Raw genomic sequence first — 24,317 nt, 5'->3', positions numbered from 1 at the left:
ACATGGCTCTCGAGGCCACACGACCTTTCACCGACCCGTGGCCGGGGGGACTGATCACTCGAGATGAACGCATCGCCCGCAACCGTCACCGCCGATGCCGAAGATGCCTCGGATGCAACGCAGCCGACCTCCGTGATGACCAGGGCACAGTCCGGCATCGTGTACGCCCAGCAGCTCGATCCAGACAATCCAGTCTTCGCTCTGGCGGAGGTCGTGGACATCCCTGGGCCCATCGATGTCGACCTTCTCTCTCGAGCCATCGTGACTGCAGTCGCCGAGGCGGACGTCCTGCACCGTGAGACGGCCCCGGAAATCGCGGTACCCGTGATCGATATGGCCGATTCCGACACCACGGATTCCGATACGAGGGCGCGGCAGTGGATCGAGGCCGACATGGCCGTCCCGATGCAACCCGGACGGACGCCCCTGGTGTTCTCGGCCATCGTGACCCTCGGCGAGAACAGAACCCTCTGGTACCAGCGCTATCACCACAGCATCCTCGACGGAGTGGGCGTCACCCTGGTGCAGGATCGCGTCGCTGCGATCTACCGGGACCTGGCGTCGGGCTCGGCGATCTCCCCGTCGAGTTTCGGTCCGATCGAGGACCTCGTCGAACTCGAGGCGGCGCGGTGCGACAGCGATGCGGCCGCCGAGGACGGCAGGTACTGGACCGAGCGATTGGCCGGCCACGGCGGACCGGTGGCGATCGGTACGCCGACGCATCGGGTGGCGGCAGGTCGAATCCGGTTGCGTTCGATGCTCGACGAGGCAGTGCTGAGCGGGGTGCACCGCACCGCACGCGAGGCCTCGGTGTCCTGGCCCACCGTTCTGGTCACTGCGCTGGCGGTGCTGTCGACCCGCACGACCGGTGAGAACGAGACCGTACTCGCTCTCCTCACCTCCAATCGCTCGATGTCGATGCGCAGTACTCCCGGGATGGTGTCCAACATCGTCCCCCTGCCGGTCGGACTCGATACCGGCGAGTCGATCGCTCTCGCGCTCGGTGATGTGAATGCAGGCCTGCGTACGTCCGCCAAGCGCCAGCGCTACCGGTACGAGGACCTGCGCCGGCGTGCGGGCACCGAAACGTCGGTTACCGGCGTGCAGGTCAATCTCGTTCTGGGAGAGAGCGATCTACGATTCGGGACGCAGCGCGCAGAGGTGCGTAACCTCGCCGGTGGACCGTTCGAGGACATGGCCCTCGTGCTCGACTGCCGCAACGGCGGGGTCGAGATCGTCCTCGACTTCGACTCGGCCGGGTACGACCGCTCCGAGGCGCAGGCGATCGCGGCGCGCTACCACACGGTGGTGCGCAGTCTGATCTCCACCGAGCTCTCGGACCCGGTTTCGGCTCTGGACATCCTCCCCGCCGCCGAGCGTCACCGACTCGCGGAGTTCGCGGTCGGCCGAGCCGAGGGTGCCGGCACGGCGTCGAGGTCGGACATCGATCATCCGCTGGCGCTCATCGCCGAGCATGCCCGGACGCATCCCCTCGACCCGGCGATCGACATCGGTTCTCCGTCCGGACCGCGCAGCACCACCTATGCCGCACTGGTCGAACGATCGGACGAGTTGGCCCGGACTCTGATCGCAGCAGGGGTGACCCCCGGTTCCGTCGTCGGTGTCGCCCTGCCGAGATCGGACGAGATGATCGTCGGCGTGCTCGCAGCCTGGAAAGCGGGCGCAGGGTACGTCCCCATCGATCCCGCGCATCCCGCCGAGCGCATCGCGCACATCCTGCGGGACGCGCAACCGCCTGTGGTGCTGACACATTCGAGTACCGATGCAGTGGTGCGGGCGTCGGTACAGGCAGCTGCGCAGCATTCGGACGCCGTGACGAGGACCCTGCGTGTCGACGACCCGAGCTCTGTCGGTACCGGTCCGGTACTCGTCGAGCGCCCGAAGGACTCCGATACCGCATACGTCATCTACACCTCGGGCTCGACGGGCGTTCCCAAGGGCGTGGTGATCTCGCACGGTTCACTGCGCAACCTGGTGGGCTGGGCAGTCGATACCTTCGGTTCACAGGGACTCTCGCGGGTGTACTGCGCCACGTCACTGTGCTTCGACGTCTCGGTGTTCGAGATCTTCCCCGCGCTCGCGGTCGGCGGTACCGTCACGATGGGTGAGAATCTGATAGAGCTGGCGCAGAACGGTTTCCGTGGTTCACTCGTGTCCGGGGTGCCATCGGCGATGGTAGCCGTTCTCGGCGGCGACGCGGTGATCGAGGTGGACACCGTGGTACTGGCCGGTGAGGCCTTGACCGATCATGTGGCAGAACGAATCTCGCGCGCTGTTCCCGGCGCTCGCATCGCGAACATCTACGGACCCACGGAGTCGACGGTGTACGCCACCGCCTGGTTCTCCGACGAGGCCGAATACCGGTCCGCGGATGCGATGCACTCCGCCGACCCGCCGATCGGACGGCCGCTGAGCGGGGTACGGGCACACATCCTCGACCGGGCGCTGCGACCTGTGCCGATCGGCACCATGGGTGACCTGTACCTCTCGGGAGCCGGACTGGCCGATCGCTATCATCGTCGACCGGCCTTGACCGCCTCGCGCTTCGTGGCGCTGCCCGCATCGACCGGAGTCGATGTGGTTGCCGGAGAACGGATGTACCACACCGGCGACCTCGCCGTGTGGTCCGAGTCGGGGGACGTGCGCTACCTCGGCCGCGCCGACAACCAGGTCAAGATTCGGGGATACCGCATCGAGACCGGCGACATCGCAACGGTGGTGCGTGCGCACCCGTCGGTGTCCGACGCGGTGGTGACGGCGCGAACCGACGGACCGGGCGGAGCTCCACGTCTGGTTGCCTACGTGCTGGCCACGGAGTCCGAGACCCTCGTCGACGAGGTGCTCGACCGCTGCAGGTCGGCGCTACCCGAGTACATGGTCCCCTCGGCAGTGGTGCCACTCGGCGCATTTCCCACCAACGTCAACGGCAAGCTCGACATCGCCGCATTGCCTGCCCCGGTGTACATCTCGACCACGGATGTACGGTCGGCGCCCGGTACCGAGGCGGAGGAAGCGATCTGCGCAGCCATCGGCGAAGTACTCGGCCGGGAAGTGGGCGTGGACGACGATTTCTTCGGACTCGGCGGCGACAGCATCCTGGCCATCAGCGCGATCGACAAGATCTCCAAGTACGGCCGCGCCGTCACCTTTCGCCACTTCTTCGACCTGCGAACTCCGCGACGTCTGGCCGCCGCGTCGACGATTGCGGGGAGTGTGGTCGACGACAACCGAACCGGCACGGTGCCGACGGTGCCGATGATGCAGTGGTGGGCCGAACGACACGGCACGATCTCGACGTTCAATCAGAGTGTGTCGGTGTCGCTTCCGGCTGATGTGACGAACGATGACCTCCGCGCAGCACTGCGGATACTGGTGGACAACCACGACACGCTCAGGATGCGGGTGACCGTCTCTGCAGCACCGGTGGCGGAGATCGACCCGGTCGGAGCAGGTCCCCAGTTCGAGTTGCTGATCACCGCGGATACCGACGAGGAATGCGCAGCCGCCCGGTTCCTGCTGTCACCGCCGACCGGACGCATGATCGTCGGTGTTCGGCGCAGCCCGACGGAGCTGATCCTGATCGTGCATCACCTGGCCGTCGACGGAGTGTCGTGGCACGTGCTGCTCGACGATCTTCGTTCGGCCTACGAAAGCATCAGCGCAGCAACGACACCGATCGTGCGGCCGGCCCCGACCTCCTACTCGACCTGGGCCACCGATCTCACTCGGCAGCCGCTTCCGGGCACTGCCGAAATCGAGAAGTGGCAGAGCATCGCATCGGCGCCGTCGCCCAGCATCGTCAGCGACGCGTTCGACCCGCGGGTGGACACGGCCGCTCGTACCCGGGTGGACAGTGTCGATCTACCGGTCGATCTGTCCCGGGCCCTGCTGGTCGAGACGGCGACCGCGACCCACAGCAGCACCGGTGATCTTCTGTTGTCGGCGTTGGTCTTTGCGCTCGGTCAGGACATCGTGCTCGATCTGGAAGGGCACGGCCGCGGTGGCGATCTCGACCTCTCACGGACCGTCGGTTGGTTCACCACCGTGCATCCCATCGCTCTGGCCCCGGCCGATTCCGTGATCGCCACCACCAGTGCTGTCAAGACTGCACTGGCCGCAATTCCGCACGACGGCAGGGGTTTCGGGCTGCTGCGGTACCTCGATCCCGTGGCCGCACCGATCCTCGCATCCGCGCCTGCATCGCAGATCGGATTCAACTATCTGGGACGGCTGATGCAGGGGGGCGACTGGAGCGTCGACGCGCTCGCGCCGGTTCCGGCGACCGAGGCCGACGTCTCGGCGGTACACCCGGTGGAGATCACCGCATACGCGTCGAGCACAGGCGTGCTCACGCTGCACGTGAGCTCGTGCTCGCGCATCGTCGATCCTGCGTGGATCACCGATGTGCTGAACCGATGGCAGCAGGCCTGCAGCGAGCTCGTCCGTGCTGCCGCCCTCGACCCACGGCTCGCTCTTGCCCCGAGCGACTTCGATGTGGTGGAACTGGACACCGAAGAGCTCGAGACGGTCCTGAATTCAGCTCTGGTCGAGCGCGGACTCACCGATGTGCTGCCGGCCACGCCGCTGCAGCAGGGAATCATCTTCCACTCGATCGCCGACTCGGCCGACGTCTACACGGCACAGTTCGTGTTCGAATTGGACGCGCGCGTCGACGACGAGCGCATGCGCCGGGCCGTGTCGACCGTACTGGCCGACAACCCCGGCCTGCGAACAGGTTTCCTGTGGAGCGGACTGCGGACGCCGGTGGCCGTTGTGCCGACCGTCGTCGACGCGTCCTTCGACTCGGTGACCGTTCCGAACGGCCCGGAGACTGCTGGGCCTGCGAATGTTGCCGGCACCGGTGTGGTGGAGCGGCTACTCGTCGCCGAGCGTGACCGGCCGTTTCGCCTCGATACACCCCCGCTGGTGCGGTTTTTGCTGATCCACTCTGCAACCGGCCGAACCACATTGGCGTTGACGTGCCATCACACGATCCTCGACGGCTGGTCGGTGCCGTTGCTCGTGGAGCAACTGTTCGGGGCCTACGGAACCGACCCGTCGGAGCGGGGGTGCCGTACCCATCCATCACCGCGGGAGTTCCTGCAGTGGCGCGCTCGGCAGGATCTGGATGCGGCAGCGGCATACTGGGCCGAGCGCCTGCGCGGTGCCGAGCCACTGTGTGTGGCCGACCTGGCCCGGCCCGGAGCCACTTCCGATCCCGTCACCACCGAGCAGGTGGCGTTCGTGTTGCCCGCCCACCAGGTGCAGGGTCTGACGGACGCGGCAGCGCGTGCGAAGGTGACCGTCAGCACGGTCGCCGAGGTCGCCACTGCATTGGCGCTGGGATACTCGTGCAACCGCGAGGACGTGGTGTTCGGCAAGACCGTCTCCGGCCGATCCATCGACCTGCCAAGGGTGGACGAAATAGTCGGGTGCCTGATCGACACCGTGCCGGTCCGGATCGCACTCGATCCGGCAGACTCGGTGTCCCAACTACTGTCGATCGCACACCGCGAGCATCTTGCCGGACAGAGCGCCCACTTCCTCGGACTCGGGGAGATCCAGCGTGCTGCTGGGCTCGGGCAGCTGTTCGACGTGTTGATGGTCTTCGAGAACTACCCGAACGACCTGTCGAGTTCGGCGTCGGTCCTGCCGATCGAGTCGATGACCGCGGTGGACGCCACTCACTACCCGGTGACGATCGTGGTCGACCCACGCGACGGGCTCGCCATCCGGGCGGACTACCGGCCCGCCGCCGTCGACGCGTCGTTCGTCCGTGGTCTCGTGGACCGAATTGCATTGGTGCTGAGCACCATCTCCGATGATGGCGGCGAGGTCGACTGCGGCGAGATCGACCTGCTCACGCCGGCGGAGCGGCATCGCATCGTGACTGCATGGAACGACACCGACCACGAGGTCACCGTCTCCACCCTGACCGAGCTGGTGCGCATCGGATCCGATCGAGCAATCGCCGTCGACCCGTCGTGGCAGGCAGTGGTGTCGGAGGACACCGGATACAGCTACGCCGAGTTCGCCGAGCGCGTGGCACGGACGGCGACCGAACTCGACGGCCTCGGGGTCAGGGGAAGGATCGTCGCGGTGATGGTGCCGCGATCACCGGACATGGTGGTGGTGCTGCATGCCATCGTCGCCGCCGGAGCTGCGTACCTCCCGATCGACCCGGAGCTCCCGCAGGAGCGTCGAGACTTCGTGCTGAGCGATGCCGAGCCGGCGGTCGTGATCGGTGCCGTCGAGAAGGGCTTCACTGCAGGCGAATTCGTGTATCTCGATCTGGGAGAGCTGCTGGCACGCGCGGCGGTGTGCACACCGCGGGAGCTGCCCGAGTCGTCGTCGAGCGACACCGCGTACGTGATCTACACGTCCGGCTCCACCGGGCGGCCCAAGGGTGTACGGGTCTCGCACGGTGCCATCGTCAATCGGTTGACGTGGATGCAGCACGAGTACGACCTGAGCCCGAAGGATCGGGTCCTGCAGAAGACTCCGACCAGTTTCGACGTCTCGGTATGGGAATTGTTCTGGCCCTTGGCGGTCGGCGCGACCATCGTGGTCGCCGAGCCGGGCGGGCACACCGATCCCTACTACCTGGCCGGATTGATCGAGCGGACCGGCATCACCACCCTGCACTTCGTGCCGTCGATGCTCACGGCGTTTCTCGCCGCCACCGATCCGGTGCAGTCGGCGTCGGTGCTTCGGGTGTTCTGCAGTGGCGAGGCATTGCCGGCCGAGTCGGTCGCCCGGTACTTCGACTTCTTCGAGGGGGCGACGCCACCGGCATTGCACAATCTGTACGGTCCCACCGAGGCGGCCGTGGACGTCACGTACTGGGAGTGCACGCGGGCCGATGTCACGCGCGGTGTGGTGCCGATCGGTCGACCGGTGTGGAACACCAGACTGGCGATACTCGATTCACGCCTGCGCCCGGTGCCGGCCGGTGCCGCCGGAGTGCTCTACCTCGCCGGCGATCAGCTCGCCGACGGCTACGTGGAGCGGTCGGGCCTGACGGCCACCCGATTCGTGGCCGATCCGTTCGGGCCCCCCGGCGCACGGATGTACGACACCGGGGATCTGTGCCGCTGGGGCCGTGACGGTGCCGTGGAGTACCTCGGGCGCATCGACAATCAGATCAAACTGCGCGGGTTGCGTATCGAGCTCGGTGAGATCGAGAACGTGCTCACCGGACATCGATCGGTCCGGGCCGCCGCTGTGCTCGCTCGCACGGTCGGCTCGGCCACCCAGCTCGTCGGCTACCTGGCACCCGAGGACGACGTTGCAGTAGCCGACCTCGACACGGCCGCGGTTGCGGAATTCGCGGCGAAGACTCTGCCGGAGTACATGGTCCCCCCGATCTTCGTGGTGCTGCAGTCCCTGCCGTCGAGCCCCAACGGGAAGCTCGATCGCCGGGCACTACCGCAGCCGGTGGCACCGCAGTCCGCGCACGAGGAAGCGGTCGGAGACCTCGAGCAACTTGTCGTCGACCTGTTCGCGCGAGTCCTGGGTCGAACGGACGTCGGAGCCACGGACAACTTCTTCGCCCTCGGCGGCGACTCGATCAGTTCGATCTCACTCGTCGGGCGCGCGGCGACGGCCGGATTCCGGTTGTCTCCCGCGGATGTGTTCACCGGCCGAACTCCGCGCGGAATAGCCACGCTGGCAACGCCTCTCGCAGAGATGGACATCGAAACCGGGCCGGCCACCGGTCCGGTACCGGTGACCCCGATCGTGGCCGCCTTCACCGAACTCGGAGCACTGCGTGGACTGCATCAGTCGATCCGCATCCGTGTTCCGGCCGACGCCACGCCGCAGTTGCTCTCGCGAGCAGTGCAATCGGTGGTCGAGCGGCACGCCGTGCTGCGGATGAGACAAAGGCCGGACGGTGGTGTCGAGATACTTCCGCGTGGATCCGCCGACCTTGTCGAGGTGAGTGTGTGCGAGCCGGGACGCAGTCTCGATCCGCGCTCCGACGGAGACGAACTCGACCCCGAGACGGGCCGCATGCTGCTGGCCCGGTGGGACGCGACCCGATCGGAACTGACGCTGATCGCGCACCATCTGGTGGTCGACGGACTCTCGTGGGAACCGTTGACGGCGGATCTGGAGCAGGCGTACCGACTCGTCGGCGATTGTTCGACCACCGCGGCCGAGCTCGAACAGTTCTGCGCAACCGAGGACGGCACCACGTACCGCCATTGGGCGCGGTCGATCACCGATGATCCTGGCTCGCGCCGAGTCGAACTCGATCACTGGCGGAGTGTGCTGGCACTCGATGGGTCACCGGATTCGTATGCGATCGCGGGCCCGATGGGTACCGTCGCACAGGCGCGCAGCCTCACCCTGGAATTCCCGGAGGACGTCAGCGCCGCATCGACTTCGGAGATACCCGAGATGTTCCGCTGCACCGCACAGGACGTGCTGCTTGCCGGACTGGCTGCGGCACTGCAAGAGTGGAGTGGGTCGGACTCGATACCCATCGATCTCGAGGGCCACGGACGGTCCATGCCGCGGACCGATCTCTCGCGCACCGTGGGATGGTTCACCACGCTGTATCCGGTACGCCTTCGGACGCCGATGCGGCCGTGGTCGGAACTGTTGCGTTCGGAGGATCACCTTGCGGCGTCGATCAAGGCGGTCAAGGAGCAGGTGCGGGCCACACCCGACAATGGAATCGGGTTCGGCGCACTGCGGTATCTCGATCCGGTGGGCGAACAGGAACTGAGCCGATACCCCTTGCCTGCAGTGTGTTTCAACTACCTGGGCCGCACGGGATCGGATTCCCTTGACATCCTGTGGAAGCCGACCGTGATTGCCGGCGGTGCCCACCCCGACGCGGGCCTTCGGCACACCGTCGAGATCAACGGTGCTGTGACGGCCGGCCATCTCCGCCTCGAGATGATCTGGGACGCAACGGTGCTGGATCGACACGACGTGGACGAGATCGCACGCCTGTGGCAGGAGGCCGTCACAGCGATGGCCACCCTGTGCACCGACGCGAGCGTCGGCGTAGCCACACCCTCGGACCTGAGCATCTCCGGTCTCACCCAGGCCGACATCGACGACATCGAAGACGACCTCGTATTCGAGTAAGGATCACTGTGAACAAGCCACGCGTACAAGACATCCTGAATCTCAGTCCGCTCCAGGAGGGACTGCTCTTCCATTCGCTGTCCGGCGATTCGCAGTCCTATGTGGTCTCGGTCCGGCTCCCGCTGCGAGGACTCCTCGACGAGGACCGGCTCCGCTGCGCCGCCGACGAACTTCACCGCAGGCACGACGCCCTGCGGAGTGCGTTCGTGGCCCGTAAGTCCGGCGGCTACGTACAGGTCGTCACCCGCGACGCGCCGACCCGTTGGGTCGCCGAGGACCTGACTGCGCTCGGCGCTGACGAGCGCGAACGAGCACTGGAGGCGGCAGCACTGGCGGACAAGGACTTCGCACTCGGGTCACCGCCGCTGATCGCACTGCGACTGATCCGGCTCGGCGAGGACCAGCACATCCTGCAGATCACCAATCACCACCTCATCCTCGACGGATGGTCCATGCCGCTACTGGCTCGCGAGCTTTTCACGTTGTACGACAAAGGGATCGAGGCCTCTGGGCTTGCAGATCCGCCACCCGCACGCGGCTACGCGCAGTGGTTGGCCGGGCGAGATGCCGAAGCGGCCACCGCCGCGTGGCAGCAGGCACTCGCCGAGCCCATCGAACCGACCCTGATCACCGGAACGAGATCCTCGGATACGGCATCCTCCGACACCGTAGGCACCGGTCCGGTGCATCAGCACTGGCTCGAGCTGGACTCCCGATCGTTCGCGAAACTGCGCGGTGTCGTACGCGACCGAGGCCTGACAGTGAACACTGTCGTCTCGGGGGCCTGGGCGCTGTTACTGGCCAGGATGACCGGCCGCGGCGACGTCGTCTTCGGCTCGACGGTATCGGGGCGTCCACCCGAGGTACGCGGCATGGAGTCGATGGTCGGACTGTTCATCAACACCATCGCTGTGCGAGTGCACCTCGACCCGACCGAGACGGTGTCGGAACTGCTGTGCCGCATCCAGGCCGAGCAGACCGAACTCATGCCGCACCACCATGTGAAACTTGCAGACCTGCAACGCATCGCCGGCGTAGGTCAACTGTTCGACACCCTGACGGTCGTGGAGAACTACCCCCTGGAATCCGATACCGCGGTGGCCGACGGATTGACCCTCGGCGAAGTCGAGACAGTCGAGTCCACCCACTATCCGCTGACGGTCGTCGCCTTTCCCTCGGACACGCTGCGGATTCGCATCGACGTCGCGCAGTCTGCGGGATTGGACGGTGCGCTGGTCGCGGATCGCTTCCGGCGGATTCTCGAGGTGCTGTGCGAAGACCCGGAGATCTCGGTAGCCGGTCTCGACCTTCGATCGGATGTCGAGCGCGGTCTGTGGTCTGCGTGGAACGACACGCAGGACACTGCCACTGCGCAGGATCGACCGACGCTGGCGCAGCTGTTCGCGCGGACCGCCGCGGAAAATGCGAATTCAGTTGCCGTGCAGTCTCTCTCCGCGGACGGATCGGCGGTGGATTTGACCTACGGTGAGCTCGACGCCCGCGCGACCGAGCTGGCACACACTCTCACCGAACTCGGGGTGGGAACCGACGACGTAGTGGCGCTGGTCCTGCCGCGCTCGGCGGACCTGATCGTCGCGATCCTGGCCGTGGCCGCCGCCGGAGCCGCGTACCTCCCCATCGATCCGTCGTATCCGGCCGATCGCATCGAGTTCATGATGTCCGACGCCGTGCCGGTCGCGGTCGTCTCCGAATCCGGTATTCGCGCTACCGGACAGCGGGGATCCGGTGGTTCGAGCTCGCCGGACGGTACGGGTTCTGTCTGCGGCGATCCGGCCGATCTCGCCTACGTGATCTACACCTCCGGATCCACCGGCGTCCCCAAGGGAGTGGCGGTGTCCTCGCTCGGGCTGGCCTCGTTCACGGCGTCGATCGTGGACCGATTCGGTGCCGACTCGACGAGCCGTGTATTGCAGTTCGCATCACCGAGTTTCGATGCGTCCGTGCTGGAAATTCTGCTCGCCGTCGGATCGGGCGGCACCCTGGTGATTCCGCCGCCGGGGCCGCACATCGGTGACGAGCTCGCCGAACTGCTCGTCGACGGCGGCATCACCCACACGTTGATTCCCCCGGCCGTGTTGGCCACCGTCCCGACCGACACGGCCTTGCCCTCCTCGACGACGATCATCGTCGGCGGCGACGCCACGTCTACGGAGCTGGTGAGCGCCTGGGCCGGTCGAGTACGTCTGATCAATGCCTACGGCCCCACCGAGATCACCGTCGCAGCAACGATCAGCGACCGACTGGCCGGTGGCGAAGCGGTGCCGCTGGGTCGACCGGTGCGCAACTCCACCGTGCACATCCTCGACCCGATGCTCGCACCGGTCAGCCAGGGAGATGTGGGTGAGGTGTACGTCGGTGGTCTCGGCCTGGCCCGCGGCTATCTGCGACGGCGTGCCACGACGGCGGGCCGGTTCGTCGCGAACCCGTTCTCGAACAGCGGTGAACGCCTCTACCGCACTGGAGATCTCGCTCGTTGGGACGGCGGTCTCGCCCACTACGTGGGCCGTGCGGACGATCAGGTCAAGGTCCGCGGCCATCGCATCGAGGTCGGCGAGGTGGAGAACGCGATCGGCGCGCTCCCCGGCGTCGTCGATGCCGTGGTCCTGGTGGTGCGTGAGCCCGGCAGGCCGGCTCGATTGGCTGCGGTGATCCGAACCGACTCCGGAACCGCATGCGAGGCCGAGCTCAAATCTCTACTTGCTCGACGAGTGCCGGACTACCTGGTGCCCGCACACATCGTGGCGGTGTCGAGATATCCGTTGACCCGCAACGGGAGCAAGGTGGATCGACAGCAGTTGTCGGACAACCTCCCCGAACTACTCGCACGGCGAACCGCCACCGAGCCGAGTCCCACCGCTGCGGTCGGTGCCGTCGGCGTCGAAGCAGTGATCTGCGGTGTCTTCGCCGAGGTCCTCGGGGTCGACGAGGTGGGCCCGGACGACAATTTCTTCGATCTCGGCGGTGACAGCATCGTCTCGATGCAACTGGTCTCGCGGGCCAAGGCGGCCGACGTGATCTTCGGTCCGCGCGACGTGTTCAACAACCGGACGCCGCGATCTCTTGCGGCGCTCACCGTGGCGCGCTCGACCACGGACGGGTCCGTTTCGGCGACCGCCACCGACACACCGGCTCGGTTCGAGGATGCCGGACCGTTTCCTCTCACCCCCACGATGCACTGGTTCCGCGAAACTGGTGCCGAGGTCGACGACTTCTGCCAGGCCGTCACCATTGCAGTCCCGGCCGACCTGGACGCGGACCGGCTGGCGAGTGCAGTGCAGATGGTGCTCGACCGGCACGACAGTCTGCGACTGCGTCTGACGGTGGAGCAGGCCGATCGCGGCTCCGAGAGCCTGTGGAGCCTCGAGGTCCGACCGAGGGGAGAGGTGCAGGCCGTCGATCTGATCTGCCGTGCCGATGCAGGCGACGACCTCGACTCCGTGATAGCCCGCGAGGCCATGGCGGCGCGGGCTCGGTTGCGTCCGGCCGAAGGCGTCATGGCGCAGTTCGTCGTGGTGTCCGACGGCCACCGTCCCGGTCGTCTCATCGTGTGCATCAATCACCTTGCGGTCGACGGAGTCTCGTGGCGCATCCTGCTCGATGACATCGCCGCCTCCTACCGAGCCACCGCCGCCTCCGAGTCCGCTCCACCTCCTCCGGTGTCCACGGGCTTCCGCCAGTGGGCAGGCACACTGGCCGAGCGTGCGGCCGGAGCCACCGGTCACTTCGGTCGATGGTTCGACGTACTGGCCTCGGTCGGTGACCAGTTGGTACCCGTCACCGCTCCGAGACCGGCACTCGATCCGATCCTCGACACCGTGGACACCGTCCGTACCCGCACGGTGACCCTGCCCACTGCCACGACGGCCCGACTTCTCACCGATGTGCCGACGCTGTACGGCACGACGATCTCGGAGAACCTGATAGCTGCACTGGCCGTGGCCATCTCCGCCACCACCGACTCCTCCACCCCGCTGTTCGATATCGAGGCGCACGGCCGATCGGCCGATGACGACATCGACACCACGGACCTCTCCGAGACCGTCGGATGGTTCACTGCGATCTCGCCCGCCGCAGTCTCCGTGCCGAAGGACGCAGCGCAGGACTGGCTCGATTCCAACCCCGAGGCCGCATCCCCGTCGATCTCGGCGGTCCTCAAATCGGTGAAAGAGCAACTGCGACAGCTGCCTCCGCCGCAGACCTTCGGGCTACTTCGGTATCTCAACCCGCAGACCGTCCTGCCGCTCGCGCGTCTGCAGCGTCCGCAGATCGGGTTCAACTACCTCGGGCGGTTCACCGTCGGCGAGGACGTCTCGGACTGGTCGGTCGATTCGCGCTCGGGTGTGATCGGCGGCGGAATCGACGACTCCGCACCGCTGCCGCACGTGCTCGAGGTGACGCTGGTGACCGAGGACAAGCTCGACGGTCCCCATCTGAGTGCGTCGTTCTCCTGGGCGTCACGGGTGCTCTCCGCCACCGAGGTCGACGCGTTGGCCGACGCGTTCGTCGCCGCGCTCGAGGCTCAGGTCGCGCACTCGAGGGTGCCCGGTGCAGGCGGCGCAACTCCCAGTGATTTCCCGTTGGTGACGCTGTCTCAGCAGGAAGTGGATCTGGTCACCGAGACCGTCGACGTCCGGGGCGGTGGAATTCTGCCGCTGTCCGGATTGCAGCAGGGACTGCTGTTCCATGCAGCCTTCGATACGACCAGCGACCTCTACAGCGTGCAGCTCGTTCTCGAACTCGGCGGCACGCTCGATCCCGAGCTGCTACGGGTCAGCGCCGCCGCGATGGCGTTGCGTTACCCCAATCTGACGGCTCGATTCTGGTACGAGGGTATGTCGAGCCCGGTTCAGGTCTATCCGGTCGGGGCGACGGTGCCGTGGGAGTTCATCGACCTGGGTGCGGACACGGCCGCACTCGAACCCACTCTGGCGCAGATCCGCGCGCACCCGTTCGATCTGTCGATGCCGCTGCTGCGCTGGACTCTCGTTCGAGCAGGTAGCACACACCGGCTCGTTCTCACACATCATCATCTCTTGCTCGACGGCTGGTCTGCACCGCTGTTGATCCGAGACCTGTTCCGGCTCTACGGCAACGGCGGATCGCCCGAGTCGCTGCCCGTGCCGCCCGCGTTCGTCGACTATCTGCGGTGGACAACCGAGACCGACAGCGCCCGTGCTGCCGGCGTCTGGGCGGCCGAGCTGGAAGGACTGTCCGAACCGACTCTGCTCGCAGGCCCCGACACCGCTGCCGTGTCGAAGTACCCGGTGGTGTCGAGTCGGGTGATCGACATACCTGCCGATACGACAGCGGTGTTGACCGAGCGTTCCCGACGCGCCGGTGTCACGGTGAACTCGACTGTGCAAGCGATCTGGTCGCTGGTCCTGTCCGCGGTGACCGGCCGCAGCGACATCGTCTTCGGTGCCACCGTCTCCGGTCGTCCACACGATCTCGACGGTGTGGAGGAGATGGTCGGGTTGTTCATCGGGACCGTCCCGCTGCGCAGTGCGATCGAGCGCGAGCGCACCTTCGAGTCGCTGGCTCGGGCATTGTCCGAGCAACAGTCTCGGGTCATGGAGTACAGCCACGTGGGTCTGGGTGCCATCGGTGCCGCAGTCGGTATCGGTGATCTGTTCGACACTCTCGTGGTATTCGAGAACTATCCCATCGACGCCGAATCGACATCGCTCCCAGGTGATCTCACGGTGGAGTCGGTGGTCGGGCACGATGCCACCCACTACCCGTTGACCCTGATCGTGCAACCGGGGGAGAACCTGTCGATTCGGCTCGACCACCGTGTCGATCGGATCCCGATGGATGTGGTCGACGCCGTCGAGCGGCGTCTGACGACCATCGTGGCGGCTCTGTCCGACCCTGCCGACTCCCGGGCATTCGACACCGATCTCGGTGTGCTCACCGAACTCGACTCGGCCGAGCTCGAACGCGTCGTCGCGTGGGGGACCGGCCGACCGAGTCCCGTGGACGGCCCGAGCCTGGGTGCCGTGTTCGCGGATCGGGTGGCCGAGGATCCCGATGCCGTTGCCGTGGTGACCGATACCGACGTCTACACCAGGGCAGAGATTGCGGCAGCGGCGGGTGAGTTGGCCGATACGTTGTACAGCAACGGAATACGACGAGGCGACCCGGTGCTTCTCGGCATGCGCCGCGGTGTCGAACTGCTGATCGCCACTGTCGCGGTTGTCGGTGCAGGCGGGCGATACGTACCGCTCGATCCGCGCAGTCCCGACTCCAGGCTCCAGGCCATCGTCGACGACGTGCAGGCGCGGGTGGTGATCGCCGACGACTCGGTCGCCGGTCGCGGCATCGACTTCCGTGCGACCGTCGTACCGGTGCCCGAGGCACATTCGGAGTCCGTGGGACGTCCGCGTTCGGTGGTGACGGTCGGACCGAACGACGGTGCGTACATCATGTACACGTCGGGCTCCACAGGAACCCCGAAGGGCGTCGAGATCGGGCACGGCGACATTCTGGCTCTCGTCGCCGACACCATCTTCGACAGTCCACGGTTCGATCGCGTACTCGTACACTCCCCACACGCGTTCGACGCCTCGACCTTCGAGATGTGGGTGCCGCTGCTGCGAGGCAAGCAGATCGTGATCGCCCCCGATGCACCGCTACCCGGACAGACGACCGACGTCGTGTCGGACGCCATCGTCCGACACCGGGTGACCGCAGCGTGGCTGACGGCCGGACTGTTCCGCGTGCTCGTCGAGACCCACCCCGAGTGCTTCACCGTGCTCGAGGAGGTCTGGTCCGGTGGAGACGTCGTTCCCGCCGACACGGTTCGCGCGGTTCGGGCACTGAACCCGGCGTTGGTCTTCACCGACGGATACGGTCCGACCGAAACCACCACCTTCGCCACCCGTGGTCGTATCGGTCCCGAGGACCCCATTCCCGATGTGCTGTCGATCGGTTCGCCGATGGACAACATGCGCCTCTACGTGCTGGGCCCCGACCTCGACCGACGCGGGGTCGGTGTCGCCGGCGAACTGTACATCGCCGGCCACGGCGTGGCGTCCGGATACTTCGCTCGACCGGCACGCAGCGCAGGATCGTTCGTGGCGGACCCTTTCGGACCCGCAGGTGCGCGGATGTATCGCACCGGCGATCTGGTGGCGTGGCGGGAGGGCGGCGACCTCGAGTTCGTCGGGCGCGCCGACGATCAGGTCAAGGTTCGCGGATTCCGCATCGAACTCGGCGAGATCGAGTCCGTCGTCGCGGCTCAATCCGGGGTGGAGCACGCCACCGTCGTCGTTCGGGAGGATCGGCCGGGAGACAAACGAGTCGTCGCCTACGTCGTGGCAACGTGCCCCGATGCGATCGACCACGAGGACCTCGCTCGGAACGCGGCCGCTCGACTGCCCGATTACATGGTGCCCGCCGCATTCGTCGAGATCGACGCATTGCCCATCACGACCAACGGAAAGGTGGACCGCAGAGCACTTCCCGTGCCCACCTACCGCGGTGCCGCCGACGGCCGGGCGGCTCGGACCGAGGACGAGGCGACGCTGTGCGCACTGTTCGGTGACGTCCTCGGCGTCGAGGACGTGAGCATCGACGACAACTTCTTCGCCCTCGGTGGTCATTCCCTGACCGCGACGAGGCTGATCGGACGCATTCGCACCACGGTCGGTCGAGCAGCGACGATTCGTGATCTGTTCGAGAACCCCACCGTGGCACAACTTGTCGAGGTGCTCGGCGACGACGTGGATCCGGCGTCGATACTCGCCCCGGTGCAGCGTCCAAAGCACATTCCGACGTCGTACGGGCAGAGTCGCATGTGGTTCCTGGACCGACTCGACGGGGATGCCTCGCCGTACAAGATTCCCATCGGTCTGCGAATCCGCGGCCCCATCAATGTCGGGGCACTGGAGCGTGCATTCGGCGACGTCGTGGCACGACACGAGGTACTCCGCACCGTATTCGAGGAGGTGGACGGCGAGCCGTACCAGGTGATCCTGCCCGCCGGGACCGGAGCGCCCGTTCTGCACACGGTGCGAGTGTCGAGCGCGGGAGCGCACCACGACGCACGGGCCATCGTTGCGAAGGGATTCGATCTGGCTCTCGACCCGCCACTGCGCACCGCACTGATCGAGTGCGCACCCGAGGATCACCTGCTGGTAGTGGTGTTGCACCACATCGCGGGTGACGGGTGGTCGATGGCCCCGCTGGCCGCCGACCTGTCGGCAGCGTACGACGCGCGAGTGGCAGGACATGCACCGGAACTGCCACCGCTCGCCGTTCAATACGCCGATTATGCTGTGTGGCTTCGTCGTTCGATGGGATCGGAAACCGATCCGGCCTCCCGCTTCTCCGCTGCCGCGTCGTTCTGGCGGAACGCGCTCGCCGGAATCCCCGACCCGCTCGATCTCCCGCTCGACCGGCAACGGAGCGACGTGATCGCCACCGAAGAGTCGCACAACGCCGGTTCCATCACTCTGGCAGTCTCGGACACCGTGCATGCCGGCTTGGTCGACATCGCGGCAGGCAGCGGAGCGAGCCTGTTCATGGTGCTGCATTCGGCCTTGTCGGCGCTGCTGACTCGGCTCGGTTCCGGTGAGGACATCGTCATCGGCTCGCCGGTCGCCGGACGTGGCGAGGAAGCACTGAGCGATCTTGTCGGTTTCTTCGTCAACACCCTGGTGTTGCGCGCCGATACGTCCGGCAATCCAAAATTCGTGGAACTGCTTGCCCGCGTGCGCAATTGGGATCTGAGTGCCTTCGCCTACCAGGACATGCCGTTCGAGAAGCTGGTGGCCGAACTCAACCCGGTCCGGTCGAACAGTCACCACCCGCTCTTCCAGGTTCTTTTGGTGCTGCAGAACAACACTGCAGCGGACCTCGATCTGCACGGCCTGTCGGTGGCCATCGATGCGGTCGATGCCCACGCAGCACAGTTCGACCTGTCGTTCGACGTCACCGAACGCGTCGTCGATGGGACCCCGCACGGGTTGTCCATTCGATTCGACTACCGGGCGGACCTGCTCACCGACGCCTCTGCGCATGCGCTGGTGCAACGTTTCGTGGCGGTGCTGACCGGTGTGGTCGCCGATCCCGAGGTCAGGATCGGAGCCATCGAGTTGCTCACGGCAGACGAACGGCACTACCTCGAAGTGGGACTGAACAACACCGCGAGAGCGTCCTCGGTTCACGATGTACTCGAGCAGGTGCGCACGATCGGGCGCGAGAACCCGGACTCGCCGGCGGTTCGCGACGCCGATGCAGTGATCGGGTACGGCACACTGGCGGCGCGAGTGGCCGGACTGACCCAGCGGTTGCGGGCCGCTGGAATCGGAGCCGGTGACGTCGTTGCCGTCTGCAGCCGCCGCCGGACCTCGGTAGTCGTCGCACTGCTCGCCATCAGCGCAGTGGGCGGCGTCTACACCCCGGCCGATCCCGGTGCGCCGGTACAGCGATTGGCCGGTCAATTGAGCGACGCTGCAACGGCGCTCGTCCTCACGACCGAGGAGGACCGTCTGCATGCGGCAGCGCTCGCCGGGGCGACCGGTGGCCTACCGATCCTCGTCGACACGGAATCGGAGATCGACCCGCAGTCGATTGCGTGGCCACAGTGGGAATCCGAGCGCCCGGCGTACGTGCTGTTCACCTCCGGTTCCACAGGACGCCCCAAAGGTGCCTTGGTGCACCGCGGCGGGATGATCAACCACCTGCTCTCCAAGGTCGAGGAACTGCACCTGCAACCCGAGGACGTCGTCGTCGCCAACGCACCGTTGAGCTTCGACATATCGATCTGGCAGATGTTGGCACCGCTGGTGGTGGGTGCGCAGGTTCGCATCGTCGACGCCGACATCGCCCGTGATCCGACGCAGCTATTCGGTGTTGTTGCCGCAGAGGAGGTATCGATTCTCGAAGTGGTGCCGTCACTGTTGCGGGCGGCTCTCGACGACTGGGACGACGGCAATGCAGTGCCTGCGCTGCCGCGATTGCGACGGCTCGTCGTCACCGGTGAGGCGCTGCCGAGACAACTGTGCAATCGATGGCTCGACCGCACCGGTATTGCACTGGTCAACGCCTACGGTCCCACCGAGTGCAGTGACGACGTCACCCATGCGGTGATCGACCGAATCGACTCCGACGCAATGGTTCCCATCGGTCGCCCGATCCGCAACACTGCCCTCTACGTACTGGACGGTGGCCTGCAATCGACACCGCCCGGAACCGGGGGGGAGATGTACGTCGGCGGAGCAGGAGTGGGATTGGGCTATCTGGGCGACCCCCGCCGCACGGCGACGACGTTCGTGGCCGACCCGTTCGGTGAACCGGGCAGCAGGCTCTACCGCACCGGCGACACGGTGCGTTACCGACCCGACGAACAGCTCGAGTTCATCGGCCGAATCGATCACCAGGTCAAGATTCGCGGCCAACGGATCGAACTGGGCGAGATCGAATCCGCACTGGCATCGCACGAACAGGTGGGTGATTGCGTCGCCACTGTCCCGACCGGACCGTCCGGCCAGCCGATGCTCGTCGCGCATGTCGTCGCGCAGGGTGCCGGGGGCATCGATTCCGGTTCTCTCCGAGCACATCTGACCGCATTGCTTCCCGCCGCCATGATTCCGGCTGCGTTCGTGATCATGGACCGTCTGCCACTCACCGCCAACGGCAAGGTCGATCGAGCGGCTCTCCCGGCGGCGGACCCGAGTGCCGAACGCCGGACCACCATTCCGCCGCGAACTGCAGCGGAGGCATCGGTCGCCTCGATCTTCGCCGAACTGCTCGGCACCGAGAACGTCGGTATCGACGACGACTTCTTCGCGCTCGGAGGGCACTCCTTGCTGGCAGTGCGCCTGATCAACCGGATTCGATCCGAACTCGGCATCGAGATGAGCATTCGTGAGGTCTTCGACAATTCGACCGTGGTCGCGCTGGCTGCGGCACTGGGTCCGGCCACCGCGGTCCGGGCATCGCTCACCTCGGTGGTGCGCCCAGCGGTGCTGCCGCTCTCGTACGCCCAGCGTCGGTTGTGGTTCCTGGCGCGATTCGACGCCAGGCCGGGTGCCTACAACGTGCCGACGATCCTGAAATTGACCGGAGCGCTCGACATCGACGCCCTGCGGTGTGCACTCGAGGATGTCAGCGCGCGGCACGAGATCCTGCATACCGTGTTCCCCGAGATCGATGGTGAGCCGGCGCAGGTGATCTGCACCGACCGCACCCCGATCCTCGACGTCGTGGATGCAGGCCCGGACCCGCTGGCGCAGGTGGGGGACGCGGCGAGCGTGCCGTTCGATCTGACGGTGGACCTGCCGATGCGCACCACTGTGACGGTCGGAGATGCCGATGGTTCCGGTGCACGCGAGTACCATCTGGCAATCACGTTGCACCACATCGCAACCGACGGTGGATCCGCGACCACGTTGGCCGCGGACCTGGCCGAGGCATACACCGCGAGGTGCGCGGGCCGGGCACCCGAATGGACTCCACTGACCGTGCAGTACGCCGACTTCGCTGTGTGGCAGCGCGCGGTGAACGGGGCGAACCAAGGGGGCGAGGATGTCCCGGATCCGCACATGGCCTACTGGCGCGCAGCGTTGTCCGATCTGCCGGAGGAGCTGACACTGCCGACCGATCGACGACGTCGTAAGGAACCCACCTTCGAGGCGGGCAGCGTGGACTTCGTCGTCTCTGCCGACCTACACCGTGCACTGACCGATATTGCGACACAGTCGGATACGAGTCTGTTCGTCGTGATCACCGCAGCACTCTCCGCGCTGCTCGGCCGCATGGGAGGCGGGGACGACATCCCCATCGGAACCGTCGTCGACGGCCGCACGGACCGTGAACTGGAACCGCTCGTGGGGTTCTTCGTCAATACTCTCGTGCTGCGCAACGACCTCTCCGGGGCGCCGACATTCCGCGAGCTGGTGGAGCGGGCCCGTGAAACTGCACTCTCGGCGTTCTCGCACCAGGATCTTCCCTTCGAGCGTCTCGTCGAGGTACTGAACCCGGCGCGTTCGGTCGCTCGGCACCCGCTGTTCCAGACGATGCTGGCGTTCCAGAACCACCGTGAGATCGCATTCGAGCTGCCGGGAGTCCGAGTGGAAGGAGTCCCCACCGGGACGGGAGTCGCGAAGTACGACCTCTCGGTCAACCTCGCCGAGGGCCCGAGCCTGTCGGGGCTGGCCGGTCGCATCGACTATGCATGCGACCTGTTCGACCGCGAGAGTATCGACGCAATCGCGACGCGGCTGGTGCAACTGCTGACGGCAGTGGCATCGGACCCGGACCGGATCGTCGACGGTGTGGAACTGGTGACCGAGCAGGAGCGAGAGTTGGTGCTCCGCGGATTCAACGCCACCGGATCGAGCATGCCGGTGCGTGGGTTGGTGCAGTTGTTCGCCGATCAGGTACGGCGGACCCCGAATGCACCCGCCGTGTACCACCTCGGCCGCGAGATCGATTACCGCACGCTCGACGACCTTTCGAACGGTTTCGGACGGCTGCTGCTCGCAGACGGGGTCGGTGCAGGCGACCACGTGGCGGTCTGCCTCGGTCGCTCGTTGGAGCTGTTCGTCGCGGTGCTCGGAATTGCGAAGGCGGGTGCCGCGTACGTCCCGATCGATGCGTCGACGCCACTGGATCGAGTCGCCCGCATCCTCGAACAGACCGATCCGCACACGATCGTCACCACCGAATCCGAATCAGCGGGCTACGGAAACGCGAGAATCGTCGACATCGGCTCCTACGTAAGCGATTTCACAGCATCAGCGGATCACCGTGAGATCACCGACGCCGATCGTGCGGCTCCGCTGCAGTTGCACGACGCCGCCTACGTCATCTTCACCAGTGGCTCGACCGGAACGCCGAAAGGCGTGGTGATCGAGCACTATTCGCTCGCCGATTACCTGCGCTTCGCCCGAACGAGTTACGACGGGATCGGCGGTCTGGCGGTTCTGCACTCGTCGATCTCGTTCGATCTCAGTGTCACCGCAATGCTCACTCCGCTGGTGAGTGGCGGCGCGGTGCTGGCGGTGGATCTCGATTGCCTCGACGAGTTCGACGTCCGGGTGCTCGCGGAGCAGGAGTGCACGTTCTTCAAAGCCACGCCGAGTCACCTGCCGTTGCTGAAGACGCTGCCGCCGTCACTCTCACCGAGTCGGCAGTTGCTTCTCGGCGGAGAGGTTCTCACCGGTGCCGCCGTGGCCGACTGGCGAGCAGAGCACCCCGGCACGGCGCTGTACAACATGTACGGCCCCACCGAGACGACCGTGAACTGCTCTCAATTCATGCTCGCACCAGGCGATGTCGTACCCGACGGTCCCCTGCCGATCGGTGCGCCGATGGACAACGCGCGGTTCTACGTCCTCGACTCGGCACTCGGCATCGTTCCGGTCGGTGTGCCGGGAGAGATCTACATCGCCGGCCCGTGCCTGGCCCGTGGATATCTCGGCCGTGAGGCCCTGACCTCCTCGAAGTTCGTGGCGGACCCCTTTGCCGACGGCACCAGGATGTATCGAAGCGGCGACGTCGGACACTGGAACGCCGACGGCACGGTCACGTTCCTGCATCGCGTCGACGATCAGGTCAAGCTGCGTGGCTACCGAATCGAACTCGGTGAGGTCGAGTCTGCTTTGACGGCACTGCCTTCCGTGGCCACCGCCACTGCCGTGATTCGTGAGGATCGACCCGGCGATCGACGACTGGTGGCGTACGTGGTGCAGCAGGACGACACCGCGGATCGGGCCGGTCGCACCGACCGGATGTCCGAGGCCCGAATGCGCGCGGCCGTGGCGAGGGTACTGCCGGAGTACATGGTGCCGTCGGCGGTCGTGAACCTTCGCTCGATTCCCCTCTCTCCCAACGGAAAAGTAGTTCGTGACCTACTGCCGGAACCTACGTGGTCGAGCGGAACCCAGTACGCGGCACCGAGAACCGACACGGAGCGTGTTCTGGTGGAGATCTTCGAGCAGATCCTCGGCTCCGACCGGGTCGGTCTGAACGACGACTTCTTCGACCTCGGCGGGCATTCGCTGTTGGCGGTGAAGTTGACGAAGGCGGTCCGGGAACGACTGGGCATGGAGATCGGCCTGCGTGCGCTGTTCGCCGCGCCCACACCGGGGCAGTTGGCCGCCCTGTTCGGCGGCTCCGGTGAGCTCGGAGAACCAGGTCGCACGGACGGGGTCGACTGTGTGTTGCCGCTACGCGCAGGAGGATCGCGGCCCCCGCTGTTCTGCATCCACCCGGCGAGTGGGTTCGCCTGGTCCTATTCCGGATTGCTCCGGGCCGTGCCTGCCGAGGTACCGATCTACGGCCTGCAGTCGGCCGGGCTCGACGGCTTCGGGACGCTCCCGCAGACGTTGTCGGACGTCGCAGCGGACTACATCGCCCGGATGCGCGAGGTGCAACCCACCGGCCCGTTCCACATCGTGGGATGGTCCTTCGGCGGATTGGTAGCGCAGGAGATGGCGGCGCAGTTGCATCGAACCGGCGACGAGGTCGGCCTTCTCGGGTTGCTCGACGCCTTCCCCAAGGTCGATTCCGACCCCGACGCCGCTGCGGTGGACTCGGATGAGCTGTGGGCGGCGTTGCTTGCCGTCGCTGGCGTCCAACCGGACGATGTCGGTAGTGCCGTGGGTGATCCGGAGGCCATCGCCGCACGTCTGAACGAGCAGGACTCGGTGTTGGGAACCATGACGGCCGATCGTGTGCGGGCACTGGAAGCGGTGTTCGAGAACAACACTCGGCTCTCTGCGCAGCACCGGCCGCAGCGGTACGACGGCCCGACGACGGTATTCGCCGCCGCCCGCGATCACGGGCCGTCCGCTCCCGAACGCCGTCGATGGAACGGCGCTCTGTCGAACATCGAGTTCGTCGAGATCGATGCTGCTCACAACGACATGACTCGACCCGAACCGATCGCCCGGATCGGTGCACACCTGACCCACCTACTAGGAGGAGAAACCAGCCATGACCACCAACCCGTTCGATAACGACGACCTCACCTTCTCTGTGCTCGTCAATGCGGCAGGCCAGCACTCGCTGTGGCCGCAGTTCGCAGCCGTCCCCGGCGGTTGGGACGTCGCATTCGGGCCGGCGAGCCGCACCGAATGCTTGGACTACGTCGAAGAGAACTGGACCGACATGCGTCCGAAACCGGTGGACCGTCCGGCGGTGCCTGCACACAGTTGAGGCAC

At 66.2% G+C, this 24,317-nt stretch carries 3 protein-coding genes; all 3 read left to right on the top strand.

The annotated features are described in order from the left end of the window. Positions 1-63: 63 nt before the first annotated feature. The 3 genes from CH275_RS06240 to CH275_RS06230 are packed head-to-tail and all read left to right on the top strand — an operon-like array spanning position 64 to position 24,312. The gene (locus tag CH275_RS06240; protein ID WP_094676214.1) at positions 64-9,123 is read left to right on the top strand and encodes a non-ribosomal peptide synthetase; all 9,060 of its coding nucleotides are present in this window, start codon (positions 64-66) and stop codon (positions 9,121-9,123) included. 8 nt (positions 9,124-9,131) lie between these two features. After that, complete coding sequence (locus tag CH275_RS06235) at positions 9,132-24,113, top strand: non-ribosomal peptide synthetase (RefSeq protein ID WP_179276009.1); 14,982 nt, start codon at positions 9,132-9,134, stop codon at positions 24,111-24,113. After that, positions 24,091-24,312 carry an MbtH family protein gene (locus CH275_RS06230; RefSeq protein ID WP_094676210.1) on the top strand — a complete coding sequence of 74 codons (222 nt, stop codon included), beginning with the start codon at positions 24,091-24,093 and terminating at the stop codon, positions 24,310-24,312. Before CH275_RS06235 ends, CH275_RS06230 begins: the two co-directional genes overlap by 23 nt. Positions 24,313-24,317 lie beyond the last annotated feature (5 nt).

Source organism: Rhodococcus sp. 06-235-1A, from assembly GCF_002258785.1.
Taxonomy (GTDB): Bacteria; Actinomycetota; Actinomycetes; order Mycobacteriales; family Mycobacteriaceae; genus Rhodococcoides.
The sequence above is the reverse complement of the archived record's forward strand: the minus strand, read 5'-3'. Positions and strand labels throughout refer to the sequence as shown.

Coding starts and splice junctions, on each gene's coding strand:
- CH275_RS06240 (WP_094676214.1), top strand. CDS start 64: ATGAACGCATCGCCCGCAACCGTCACCGCCGATGCCGAAGATGCCTCG.
- CH275_RS06230 (WP_094676210.1), top strand. CDS start 24,091: ATGACCACCAACCCGTTCGATAACGACGACCTCACCTTCTCTGTGCTC.